This window comes from Bacillus sp. AM 13(2015), from assembly GCF_001518755.1.
In the GTDB taxonomy this organism is placed as follows: domain Bacteria; phylum Bacillota; class Bacilli; order Bacillales; family Bacillaceae; genus Bacillus; species Bacillus safensis.
In genome coordinates, this window is the sequence record NZ_LKCP01000032.1 from 22707 (window position 1) to 35679 (window position 12973).

The following is a 12973-nucleotide window of genomic DNA, read 5'->3' on the forward strand; positions in this document are numbered from 1 at the left end:
GAGGATGAAGCGATGAGTGTACAAGACGAATTGAAAAAAGCGGTGAATCCTGCTGCTTGGAAAAAGGCAAACCAGAGAATGGTGGCAAAAATGCTGTCCGAATACATGTATGAGGACATGCTTCATCCTGTCGAGCTGGATCGTAAGGATGGCATTGCCCAGTATGAATTAATCATTCATGAACATAAGAAATATCGTTATCTGGCAAAACCTCGGTTGTTTGATAGTTTTGATACAATCGCTGAATCAATTGAGTACTGTCAGGATGGAAAGTGGTCAAAGGATGTCAGTGCCATTGTGTTTTTACTAGACATTCAGCCGATCATTCCAATGTCCTCTGACACAACAGGCCATCTTATCAAAGAGCTTCACCATACTTTGTTAGCCGATGTCCATTTGCTGTCGAAAAAAGCACTTCGTGCGGATGAGCTGACAGATACGGATTATGCATGGATTGAAGGAGAAATGACAGGCCATCCTTGGATTGTGTATAACAAAGGGCGTATAGGATTCAGCTACGATGATTACTTAGCCTATGCACCAGAACGTCAAGAATGTGTGCAGCTGTCTTGGATTGCTGTTCACAGGGAACTTGCGACATTCCATGCAGTCGATCATGAAAACTATGAGCAGGTGATCGCCAAAGAATTAGATGAAGTCACGATTCGTCAATTTCAACGTGTGTTAAAGGATGAAGGACTGAATGCAGCTGACTATTATATGATGCCTGTCCATCAGTGGCAGTGGACGCATATGATTATTCAGCATTTTCCGGAAGATTTGGCCTTGCGCCGGATTGTGTATTTAGGAGAGGGGCTGGATCAATATATCCCGCAGCAGTCGATCAGAACCTTTACAAATATCTCAAATAAAGGCAAGCATCATATTAAACTGCCAATGAGTATTTTAAATACACTTGTGTACCGTGGACTCCCATCAGAACGTACGGTCATTGCCCCGCGCATTACAGCACATATTAAAGGGATTGCCGATCAAGACTCATTTTTATCTGATGTGTGCCGCGTCATTTTACCAGGTGAGAATGCAAGTATCAATGTCGATCATCCATACTACAGCAAACTGCCTGGTGCGCCGTATCAATATCTTGAGATGCTCGGTGTCATTTTTAGAGAAAGCATTTATACGTACTTAGAAGAAGGGGAGAGCCCTGTTACACTTGCGGCACTCACTTATGAGGATCATGAAGGTGAGCCGTATATCAAGCAGCTGATTGAAAAATCAGGTCTCTCCGCAAAAGAATGGATGGCGAAGTTTTTCCATGTCGTGATGCCGCCGCTTTTGCACTTTATGTATCAATACGGCACAGTCTTTTCACCGCATGGTCAAAATACGATTCTTGTGTTAAAAAATCATCAGCCGCATCGTTTAGCGATCAAAGATTTCGTTGATGATGTGAATATAAGTGACCAGCTGCTGCCTGAATTAGCTTCACTAGAAGAAGATTTAAAAGAAGTGCTGCGCAGTGAGCCGCCAGAAGGTCTAGTACAATTTATCTTTACAGGATTATTTATTTGCAATCTGCGCTATGTATCCAACGTATTAGACAATCACGATCTGTTAGATGAAACGACTCTTTGGCGTTTGCTTGCTGAAGAAATTCAGCAGTATCAAAATCAATTCCCGCAGCTAAAAGACCGTTTTGAATTATTTGATCTATTCCAGCCGAAGCTGACAAAGCTTTGCTTAAATCGTAATCGAATGATTGATTATGGCTATGGAGATGGAGATGACCGCCCGCATGCATCAGAGCATGGGAAGGTCACAAATGCACTCGCTCATGTTCTTTCGTCAGTTGGAGAGAAGTAATAAAAAAGCTGTAGACATCTAGTGTCTACAGCTTTTTTGTTTTTTAAGAAAATGCTTGAGAGGCGAGGAAATAGAATAGGGCGGGATCATTTAGTTTTTCTTTCCCACGAATCATCATAAAATGGGCTACGTTTGTTTTCGTAAATCCTGCTTCAACAAGTGTTTCATGCAGGTGCTCAGCTGTTTCTTCCTGCATATCTAAACGAATTGCCCCTGAATAAGACGAGATGAGTGATTGGATGAGCGAGAGAGCGGTTTGTTTATCGTTTGCTGCAAGCGGCCCAATCATGAGATTAGCAGGGGTTTCGATGCCAAATGCAAAGCCAGTTGTTTCATGATGTTCATTCTGTGCGATCAGCCGGAACGATGCTCGATCCATTCGCTTTCTTATAAAGCTTGATCGATTGGTACCTGCACCTTTTTCGTCAAGTGCTTCAATCGACGGAAGGTCCGCTTCATCAGCAGGAGAAAGGTGAATCCCACCTGACACACGAAAAGCCGATGGATTCGTGGTCTGTGCTTTGTATGTATGAATATAGCCGGCCGTTTGAAATCCGATTTTTTCGTAAACGGGCTGTCCTTGTACAGTAGCAGTTAAAACGACAGGAACACTTTGATTGCTCCGGCGAAGCAGGGTGTCAATCATTTTCCGTGCAAGGCCTAAGCCGCGATGCGTCTCAGATACAATCACAGCACCAATTGATGCTGCTTTTTCATATTGGAAAAGTCCCGCACATGAGATGACTTGTCCATCCGTTGTTGAAAAACCAGTAAAATATCCGTTTGTTAAAAGAGATGTAAGCTCATCCGCATTGTAATCAGGCCAGTCGACCTCTTTTGACAATGCGATAAGATCGGGTATGTCATCAAGTGTTAAAGTTCGTTGTACAACGTTTTCCAATACACGCAACTCCTTCTTAGCTGATTTCATCTATATGTATCGTACCATAAGAAAGCATAAGAAAAAGGAAAAGGGAGATCCTTTTCCTCTCAGCGTGTATCAAAAAAGAACCCCCAATCACGGAGGTTCTAATCTTAATGAACATTAAAATATCGAGCTTCAGGGTGGGAGACGACGATCGCTGAAACAGATGCTTCAGGTTCCATCATGAATCCTTCTGTCAGGTGGATGCCGATTTTTTCAGGCTGAAGCAGCTTGAACAGCTTTTCTTGGTCCTCAAGATTTGGACACGCTGGATAACCAAAGGAATAGCGCTGCCCTTGATATTTTGCTTGGAATCGTTTTTCCATTGTAAAATCGACTGGGTCAGGGAAGCCCCATTTGTCACGAATCACTTGGTGGGTTCTTTCAGCTAATCCTTCTGCAAGCTCAAGTGCCAGAGCTTGGACAGCATGCATTTTTAAATAATCTCCTTCCTGCTTAAATTGCTGCGCGACTTCACGTATACGTGCGCCGGCTGTGACGGCGAATAAGGCAATATAATCTTTCTCGTTTTCATCACTTTTCCGTACATAATCAGAAATGGAGCGGTACGGGAGCTTCTCCTGCCTTGGAAATTGGAACGTTTCAATGATGCGGTCAGGCTTTTCGGGATCATAAATATGCAAATCATTTCCGTCTGAACCGGCAGGGAAGAATTGATACACAAATGCTGGCGCAAACCAGTTTTTCTCTCTGCCTTCGTTTAGAAGATCTGTGACAAGCTGTTTTAATTCCCATGCTTTTGGGTGCTGTTCAGCTAATAAGGTTTTGACCTTTCCCTTTAAGCCGAGATGATGACCAATGAGCATTTGTTCATTCACATAAGGCATAATATGATGCAAATCGATGTCCCTCACATAATGGCGTGCGGTATCTTCTGGCGTAAATACCGGTGCCTGAGGAAGGGCTGCGCGTTTTTCTAGTAATTCAATGACAGCTTTCGGCTGCTTTCCTTCTTTCTCCTTGAAAGGTGCCACTGGCTCGTCTTCGGGCTTTGTTTGAAATTGCAGTGGATTCGCTTTTAACTCATTAGCTAATGACAGACCGTCCATGGCATCTTTTGCATAAAGAACAGGTCCATCATAATGAGGCGAAATTTTCATTTTCGTAAATTTGCGAGAAAGGGCAGCACCGCCGACCAAAATAGGAACAGAAATATTGGCCTTTTGTAAATCCTGAGCGGTTAATACCATTTGCTGTGCGGACTTTACAAGTAAGCCTGATAATCCGATCATATCTGGTTTTTCCTTTTGCACAGCTTCAATCAATGTTTGAGGTGTCACCTTGATGCCGAGGTCGACTACTTGAAAGCCGTTATTGCTCAAAATGATGTCGACAAGGTTTTTCCCGATATCATGGACATCTCCTTTTACGGTCGCAAGAAGAATCTTTCCTTTCCCGCTGGCATGCTGCTTTTCCATATATTGCTCAAGGAACGAAACAGATGCTTTCATGACCTCTGCTGATTGAAGCACCTCGGCGACAATCAGTTCGTTTTGATTAAAAAGACGACCAACCTCAGCCATTCCCTGCATTAACGGACCATTGATAATATGAAGCGGCGATTCATATTGCTCCAAAGCAAGGGATAGATCATCGATGAGACCTTCTTTCGTTCCTTCGACGACGTAGAGCGCCAGCCTTTCATCAAGTGATAAGGAGACCTTTGGTTTTTTCTCCGTTTTCTTTTTGCCGCGGTAAAATTGGGTGAATTCAGCCAGTGTTTGGTCATTTGTTTCATAAAGTAAGGTTTCAGCTAGTTTGATTTCTTCCTTTGGAATGGATGCGAAGCGCTCAAGCTTTTCCGTATTCACGATGGCATAGTCAAGCCCTGCTTGCACGCAGTGATACAAATAGACGGCGTTTAAGATTTCTCTGCCAACAGGCGGAAGTCCGAAAGATACGTTGCTGATGCCTAAAATGGTGAGGCATTCAGGCAGGGTTTCCTTGATCATTTTAATGCCTTTGATCGTTTCTTCAGCGGCGCCAATATATTGCTCGTCTCCAGTGCCTACGGGAAAGACAAGCGGATCAAAAATAATGTCACTTGCAGGAATTCTATATTTCTTCGTTAACAAATCATGCGAACGTATAGCAATTTCAAGCTTTCGTTCTGCTGTCACAGCCATTCCTATTTCATCAATTGTGCCAACAACAAGTGCACCGCCATATAGCTTCACAAGAGGTAGAACCTCTTCAAAACGTTCCACGCCATCCTCAAGATTAATAGAATTGATGATGGCTTTCCCTTGAGAATAGGTGAGTGCCTTTTCAATCACGTGTTTATCCGTTGAATCAATGACAAAAGGAGCTTTCACCTTTTTCATGGCTTCTTGTAAAAAGCCTTCCATGTCTGCTGCCTCATCACGGTCTGGATCAGCCAGACACACATCAACGACGTGAGCGCCATTTTTCACCTGAGCACGAGCAATTTCTGCTGCTTCTTCAAACTTTTGTTCCGCAATGAGCCGTTTGAATTTGCGAGAACCAATGACATTGGTCCGTTCACCTACAAAAAGAGGACGCATTGAATCCTCATAAATAAGGGGCTCAATTCCTGATACGGTATGCTGCGGTGATTCGCGAGTGATATGACGCGGCTGAATCGTGCGTACTTCATCTGACAATGCTTGAATATGTGCAGGTGTCGTTCCGCAACAGCCGCCGACAATATTTAACCAGCCTTCCTTAGCAAAGGCGGCGATTTTTTTAGCAAGAGAAGCAGGGGATTCATGATATTGGCCTTCTTCATCTGGGAGACCAGCATTCGGATAGCAGCTCACCGCTGACTTTGCGATGGAGGAGAGCGTGCGGATGTGGTCTGTCATAAATTCTGGACCAGTCGCACAGTTCAGGCCCACACTGATGGGTTTCATATGCTCAAGAGAGATATAAAAGGCTTCGATATCCTGACCTGCAAGGGTGGTGCCCATTGGTTCAATCGTACCTGATACCATGAGTGGTAATTGAATGCCCGTCTGCTGAAAGGCTTCCTGAATTCCTTTGAAACCAGCTTTTACATTCAGCATGTCTTGGCTTGTTTCTAAAAGAAGGGCATCACACTTTCCGTCAATTAGAGCGCGGGCCTGTTCTTCATAGTTTCTGACGAGCTCACTGAAGGTTGTGCCGCCTGTTACAGATAATGTTTTCGTTGTTGGGCCCATTGCGCCTACAACAAAACGTGGCTTATCCGGTGTGGAGAAACGGTCTGCTTCAGCCTTTGCCAGCTGTGCAGCTCGAACATTGAGTTCATAGGCAAGGTGGCCAAGCCCATATTCATCAAGGACGAGCTTTGTCGCGCCGAACGTATTTGTTTCAATGAGATCGGCACTTGCTTCGAGGTACTCCCTATGGATCGCACGGATGATGTGAGGGGCCGTCACATTCAAATACTCGTTACAGCCCTCATACTCTTCTCCGCCAAAGTCCTCTGCTGTCAGGTTGGCGTTTTGAATCATTGTGCCCATTGCACCATCAAGGACGAGGATGCGTTTTTTGAGCTGTTCAGTGATAGTTGACATGGATGTTAGACTCCTTTTCTTTCTGATGGATGTAGGTGGTCAGTTCTGCTGTTAAATCTGATCGAAGGAAAGGAGTAATTAAATAAATGCCATTAAACAATTCGCAGGCTGTATCTAATAAAGAGCGGGCAATCGCTAAACCTTCTGCTCGCTGCTTTTCTTTATCCTCGCCAGCCTTAGCCATAATGTCACGAATAGAATCAGATAATTTGATGCCGGGAATTTCGTGATGAATAAACTCTGCATTTCGGCTGCTTGTTAACGGCATAATGCCGATGTAAATTGGTTTATCCAAGTGGCGGCTTTCCTCATGAATTTTCACTAGCTGTTCTTCAGAATAAACAGGCTGTGAAATAAAATAATCAGCGCCGTATTCGATTTTTTTCTCAAGACGTTTGACCGCTTTATCTATATGACGCACATTTGGGTTAAACGCGCCAGCCACTGAAAAATTGGTCTTTTTGCCAAGAGGCTTTCCTGAGAAAGAAAGGCCTTCATTAAATTGTTTGATGAGACGAATCAAATCAAAGGAGGTTAAATCATAGACAGATGTTGCACCTGGGAAGTCTCCAATTTTAGATGGATCGCCTGTGATCGCTAAAATATCGGTTAATCCAAGGGTGTCGAGCCCCATTAAATGGGATTGTAGCCCAATCAAATTACGGTCGCGGCATGTGATATGAACAAGAGAACGCATATCAAGCTGCTGCTTTAATAATGCGCCGCAAGCGACATTGCTAATGCGCGGAGTCGCTAGAGAATTATCGGCTAAAGTCAACGCATCAATGCCAGCATTCTTTAATTCATTTGCAGCGACGAGAAATCTTTCGAAGTTCAGCTTCTTCGGTGGATCGAGCTCTACGATAATCGATCGTTTTTTCACAGCCAGCTCATCAAGACCTGGCTCAGTGCGCTGATCTTGGATGGAAATGATTTCTTCTTTTAACACCTTCACTTCTTTTTCAGTGATCGGTGCTAAATCTTTGACCGCTTCAGCCATGGCACTAATATGCTGAGGTGTTGTTCCACAGCAGCCTCCGATAATGCGTGCGCCCTGATTTCTAAATTCAAGTGCACTTTTTCGGAAATAATCGTTATCTGTATCATAGACGAGTCTGCCTTCTTCAAGAGAGGGGAGACTGCTGTTAGGATAGACAGATAAATGCGAATTTTCTAAAAGTGGAACGCCTTCGAGTGCCTGAATCATGTGATAAGGGCCCAGCCTGCAGTTGATGCCGACGACATCTGCACCAAGAGATGATAACTCAGATAAACCATCCTTCAGCGGGGTACCATCCTGCAAAACGCCTTGTTCATGCATAGAGACATTCATGACAATCGGGAGAGTCGTTTCTTTGCGAGCAATTTGGAGAACAGCCTTCGCTTCTTCTATGTCATAATACGTTTCAAGCAATAATCCGTCAGGCTCTTCATTTAATAGGATGTACAGCTGCTCTCTAAAGCTTCGTTTGATTTCTTCTATAGAGTAGGCATTTTTGTTAAACGTTCGAATGCCGCCAATTGTTCCGAGAACATAAGCAGAGCCAGCGGCTGCTTTTGCAATTTGTACCGCTTTTGTATTGATGCGTTTCGTTTCTTCCTCTAAGCCGTAGCGGGATAGTTTAATATAATTCGCACCGTATGTGTTCGTTTGGATGATGTCAGCGCCTGCCTGCACATATGCTTCGTGTACGCGTTTCACTTCATCCTCTTTCGATAAATTTAATTCTTCAAAACAGCGGTCAATGCCGTAAGAGTATAAAAGTGTTCCCATCGCTCCATCAGCTATCAGTACGCGATTTTGTAAGTCTTGTAATAGGCCCATTGTATTCCTCCTTATTTCTATGTAACAAAAAAAGCCTTCTGATAAGAAGAAGACTTTTTGGCTGTATCGTAATTCTTCTCCTTATCTTCCAAGCAGTTGCTTGCTGGATTTAGCACCTTGGTCATAGAAAATATATTTCTACTACACCGGTTGCTGAGGCTTCACAGGGCCAGTCCCTCTGCCTCTCTTGATAAGAAAGCAATATGAACATGTCAATGAATTGAACTTCCATCAACTGTAACGAAAAATACAGAATTAATCAATGGAAAATTTGAAATTTATCGAAAATTTATAAATTGGACATCAATCGGCAAATCAGCCTTGCGCATAAGAGAAATAACCTCTTGTAAATCATCTTTATTTTTCCCTGTCACACGCACTTGGTCATCCTGAAATTGTGATTTCACTTTGATGCCAGACTGCTTGATGAGTGCGTTAATCTTTTTGGCGTTGTCTTGATCAATCCCGCTGATCAGCTTCGCACGCTGGCGTACTGTACCGCCAAGAGCATGCTCGGTTTTTCCGTAATCGATGTTTTTAGTTGGCACATTTCGTTTGATCAGCTTTGTCACAAGTACATCTTTTAGCTGCTCAAGCTTGAAGTCATCATCAGAAATGAGAACAAGTTCTTCTTTCTCGAGAGAAATGTCACTTTTACTTCCTTTAAAATCATAACGGTTTTTAATTTCTTTCAGCGCTGCTTGAACAGCGTTTTGCACCTCAGGCAGTTCGACCTTTGATACAATGTCAAATGAGCTTTCTTTTGCCATCACACATGACCTCCAAGTATTGATATTGCGTCTATTTTATCATGTCAATAGCCGAAGAAGAAACTTTATCGAAGAGATGAGGCAAAGAGTTCAGCCGGCTGCGGTATAAATCGTGTCCAGTTTGTCCACTTTAGCTAACAGAACTAGAGATGTTCATGCGGGAAGAAGTATAGTAGAATAAAGTGAATCAAAAGTTGAACGAACGCTCTTTTATGGGCAGATAGGAAGGAAGAGAACATGAGACCAGGTGAGCAACTGACCTTGCAAATAGAGAACGAAATGGAATACGGCTACTTTTTGACAGATGGTGAAGATTCGGTCCTCTTACACCGCAGTGAAATGACAGAGGATCTTGATGACCGAGATGAAGTAGAGGTCTATTTATATGTAGATCATGAAGAAAGACTCGCTGCCACAATGAAAATTCCTACAATTAACGCACATACATATGGCTGGGTAGAAGTTGTAGACGTGGTAGAAGACATGGGCGCATTTGTCGATGTTGGACTGTCAAAGGATGCACTTGTGGCAACAGAACACCTTCCGCCATTTGAGGAAGCATGGCCGAAAAAAGGAGACAAACTCTACTGTATGCTGAAAGTCACAAGCTACGGCAGAATGTTCGCAAAACCAGCCACAGAAGACGTGATCAGTGAATTGTTTACTGAGGCACCAGAAACCTTAATGAACAAAGAAATTACTGGAACAATCTATCGTTTAATTGCGACAGGTTCTTTTATGCTGACAGATACAGGCGTGCGAGGGTTTATTCACCGCACGGAACGAAAGGAAGAGCCAAGACTAGGATCGACCGTTACAGGACGCGTTATTGCAGTGAAAGAGGATGGAACCGTGAACGTTTCTCTGCTTCCTAGAAAACAGGATGCATTATCTGTCGATGCAGAAGAAATTTTAACCTATATGAGAACAAGAAACGGCGCCATGCCTTACGGAGACAAAAGTGATCCAGAGGATATCCGCGAAAGATTTCAAATGAGCAAAGCAGCCTTTAAACGAGCACTAGGTCATCTGATGAAAAATGATCTCGTTTACCAAAAAGAAGGCTGGACATACGAGAAAAAGTGAGCATTTGCTCACTTCAGCGTGCAGACAAACCCTCGCATTAGGTGTCAGTCCTGCGTGCCGGTGCTCACGAATGTCAAATTCGCTCCGCTCCGGTACTCGTCCTTCCTAGGGCTGCAAAGGTTTTCAGGTCACGCTGAAAAGAAGACAAAGTTCTAAAATAAAGTTCATTTTAGCCCTTTGTCAATGATCTAAAAGTGAGCATTTGCTCACTTTTTTATTTTTGTCTTAAATAATGGATTTTTTCTATGAAAAAAGTCATGAAAACCTTCACTATAGCATTGAAACAACGCCCCTCAAATCCGATAAAAAAGGAGTAAGGATGATAAAAGGAGTGTGTTTTTGGATGAAAGTGAAGATTTCATTGCTTCTGATGGCAGCCATGCTTATGGTGCTCGCCGCATGCGGTAATCAACAGGAGGGGTCGCCAAAATCAACTGCGAAGCATATTGGCGTTATGCTCACAGATGATGGTCTTGGCGATCAATCATTTAACGATTCATCATTTAAAGGATTAGAAAAAGCACGTGATGAGCTTGGCATTGAATTTGATTATAGAGAAATTGCAGAAACTGATACATATGAAAAAGGGCTGACAGAACTCGTAAAAGATGGTAATGATCTCATTATCGGTGTAGGTTTTAGTATGCAAGAAGACCTAGAAAAAGTCGCAAAGAAATATCCGAAGAAGCAGTTTCTTCTGATCGATGCCGTATCTGAGCTGAAAAATGTGACCTCTGTGACGTTTAAAGAAGAGGAAGGCAGCTATTTAGCAGGTGCACTTGCTGCGATGACAACGAAAAGCGATGTCATTGGATTTGTTGGCGGTGTTGATGCAGACGTCATTCATCGTTTTGAAAAAGGGTTTCAAAAAGGCGCCAAATCAGTCAATCCAAAAATCAAAATTTTATCTACCTATGCTGGTACATTTAGTGATGCTGGCAAGGGCGGTAAAATAGCCAAAGATATGATCAAAAAGAAAGCAGACGTTTTATATGCCGCAGCCGGTTATTCAGGTGTTGGTGTATTAAAAGAAGCGCAATCGCAAGGCAAATATGCCATTGGTGTTGACAGCGATCAGTACTATACTGCAGAAAAAGCTGTGATTTCATCTATGGTGAAAAAAGTAGATGAAGTGGTCTATCAATTCAGCGAACAGGTCGTCAAGAACAATCAAATTAAAAGCGGACATGTTGTCTATGACTTAAGCAATGATGGAATCGATATGGCAAAAATCCGGATCTTAAAAAATGCTGAGACACTGACCAAAAAATTAAATGGTCTGAAGCAGACGCTTCTAAAAGAAGAGGGGGGCGCATCATGAGCTTACGCGTCAAAATTTTACTCAACTCACTTATCTCACTTCTTTTAGCAGTTGGCGTCATCGCGTTTATCATTGTCAGCATGACAAAGATCCAATCATCAAATGAAGCAGATGTCCAAACCTTATTAAACGTACAAAAAACGAAGGCAAGCTTTGAAAGTGTCGAGCAAGCGATGACCAATTATTCGATGACACTTTCAGATGAACAGCTAGAGATCGTTCAAAACGATATTTCTACAGCAAAAAAACAGCTGCAAACGTTAAACAAGCATGCAGGAAATTTGAACAAAGAGGCATTAACAAGGTTAAATTCAAAATATGACACATGGACCAAAGAAGCCAACAATGCCATTGGCGAAAAAAACGCCTCGGATGCAAGACGTGTGGCAGCAAGAATTGATGGCGTTTTAAACGATGTGCATACGATGAATAAAAGAGCAGAAGAAGCGTATAAACAAAATCTAGAGGATGCAGCAGACAATGTACAATGGATTATTACAAGTGCACTCGTCTCAGCCCTCACACTGATTGTCATTGCCGTCTTTTTGAATATGGGGTTAACGCGATCCATCGTGACACCTATCAAATCACTATCCTACAGAGCAAAGCAGATCGCAGAAGGGAATCTTGCTGTGGAGCGGACAGATATTCAGCGTAAGGATGAAATCGGCGGCTTGAATGAATCCTTTAATCAAATGACAGATCAGTTGATTAGTTTGATTAAAGAAATTAGCCATGTCTCAAGCCGAGTAGAGACATTCTCGATCCACCTGAATGATGAAAATAAAAAGATGATGGAATCTGCCAATCAAGTATCTGTCTCAACAGACGAAATGGCCAATGGGTCACAAGCGATTTCAGAAGATCTCCAGCATGGCGTCAGCTTGATTGAAAAAATGGATCAGCATGGACGTAAAAATTCCGAACGATCACAAACGGTCATCCGCAGTACAGAGGATGCCATCGAAGCCGTAGAAAGCGGAAAGCACACGTTAACAGAAACAAAATCAGCGATTGAAAAAAATACACATGCCACGAGACAAATCGAAGAATCAGCAGGAGAATTCACGCAATACGCCAGCGGAATCTCGGCCATGGCCAAAACGGTTTCTGACATTGCGGACCAAACAAACTTACTTTCCTTAAACGCAGCCATTGAAGCGGCAAGGGCAGGCGAAGCTGGAAAAGGCTTTGCCGTTGTAGCAGATGAAATTCGCAAGCTTGCCGATGAATCGTCTAATGCAACAAGACAAATTTTTGACATGGTCAGTCATATTGAAAGAGGGATTCAATCCATTAGTCAAACGGTTCAAGAAGGGGTCAAGCTTTCACTTCAGCAGCAGGATGCGATGGACAAAACCTCACACTCCTTTGAAGATATAGAAACAAAAGCGCAGCATATTAAACAAGAAATGGCGGTCTTAAATGACCAAATTATCCAATCAACAGAACTTGGCGGACAAGTACTGCACTCGATTGAAAATATTAGTGCAGTAGTAGAAGAAACAGCAGCTGGCAGCGAAGAAATTTCTGCCTCAGCCAATGAACAGCTGCAATCGTTCCATCAAATGAACAAACAAGTCGAAGAATTGATGAGTATGACGGCAAGGTTAAATGAAACCGTCCAGCGATTTAAACTTTCATAAGAAAAGCACCCTTCCCGTGTTGTGTCAGGGAAGG

At 42.9% G+C, this 12973-nt stretch carries 8 protein-coding genes and 1 riboswitch; of the genes, 4 read left to right on the top strand and 4 right to left on the bottom strand.

What is annotated here, in order from left to right; all coding sequences use genetic code 11:
- Positions 1-12: 12 nt before the first annotated feature.
- Positions 13-1827 carry an IucA/IucC family protein gene (locus AOQ70_RS03860; protein WP_059374911.1) on the top strand — a complete coding sequence of 605 codons (1815 nt, stop codon included), beginning with the start codon at positions 13-15 and terminating at the stop codon, positions 1825-1827.
- A 43-nt stretch (positions 1828-1870) separates the two neighbouring features.
- Here AOQ70_RS03860 and AOQ70_RS03865 read toward each other — a convergent pair whose 3' ends face one another.
- From AOQ70_RS03865 to AOQ70_RS03880, 4 genes are all read right to left on the bottom strand, one after another.
- On the bottom strand, positions 1871-2728 hold the full coding sequence (locus AOQ70_RS03865) for a GNAT family N-acetyltransferase (protein ID WP_059374913.1): 858 nt from the start codon (positions 2726-2728) through the stop codon (positions 1871-1873).
- 134 nt (positions 2729-2862) lie between these two features.
- Positions 2863-6291 (bottom strand): methionine synthase, encoded by a 3429-nt coding sequence (metH, locus tag AOQ70_RS03870; protein ID WP_059374915.1) that lies wholly within the window; start codon positions 6289-6291, stop codon positions 2863-2865.
- Positions 6275-8116, bottom strand: a complete 1842-nt coding sequence (locus AOQ70_RS03875; RefSeq protein ID WP_059374916.1) for a bifunctional homocysteine S-methyltransferase/methylenetetrahydrofolate reductase — start codon at positions 8114-8116, stop codon at positions 6275-6277. The genes metH and AOQ70_RS03875 overlap by 17 nt, the downstream gene beginning before the upstream one ends.
- Before the next feature lie 78 nt (positions 8117-8194).
- A riboswitch (SAM riboswitch) is annotated at positions 8195-8313 on the bottom strand.
- An 81-nt stretch (positions 8314-8394) separates the two neighbouring features.
- Entirely contained in the window at positions 8395-8886 is a 492-nt protein-coding gene (locus tag AOQ70_RS03880; RefSeq protein ID WP_012009527.1) for a YajQ family cyclic di-GMP-binding protein, read from the bottom strand.
- A gap of 237 nt (positions 8887-9123) precedes the next feature.
- Here AOQ70_RS03880 and AOQ70_RS03885 point away from each other — a divergent pair, with 237 nt between their 5' ends.
- From AOQ70_RS03885 to AOQ70_RS03895, 3 genes are all read left to right on the top strand, one after another.
- Positions 9124-9972, top strand: a complete 849-nt coding sequence (locus tag AOQ70_RS03885; protein WP_041089776.1) for a CvfB family protein — start codon at positions 9124-9126, stop codon at positions 9970-9972.
- A 343-nt stretch (positions 9973-10315) separates the two neighbouring features.
- Positions 10316-11293, top strand: coding sequence for a BMP family lipoprotein (locus AOQ70_RS03890; protein WP_039177730.1), 978 nt, complete (start codon positions 10316-10318; stop codon positions 11291-11293).
- On the top strand, positions 11290-12939 hold the full coding sequence (locus AOQ70_RS03895) for a methyl-accepting chemotaxis protein (protein ID WP_058838835.1): 1650 nt from the start codon (positions 11290-11292) through the stop codon (positions 12937-12939). The genes AOQ70_RS03890 and AOQ70_RS03895 overlap by 4 nt, the downstream gene beginning before the upstream one ends.
- Positions 12940-12973 lie beyond the last annotated feature (34 nt).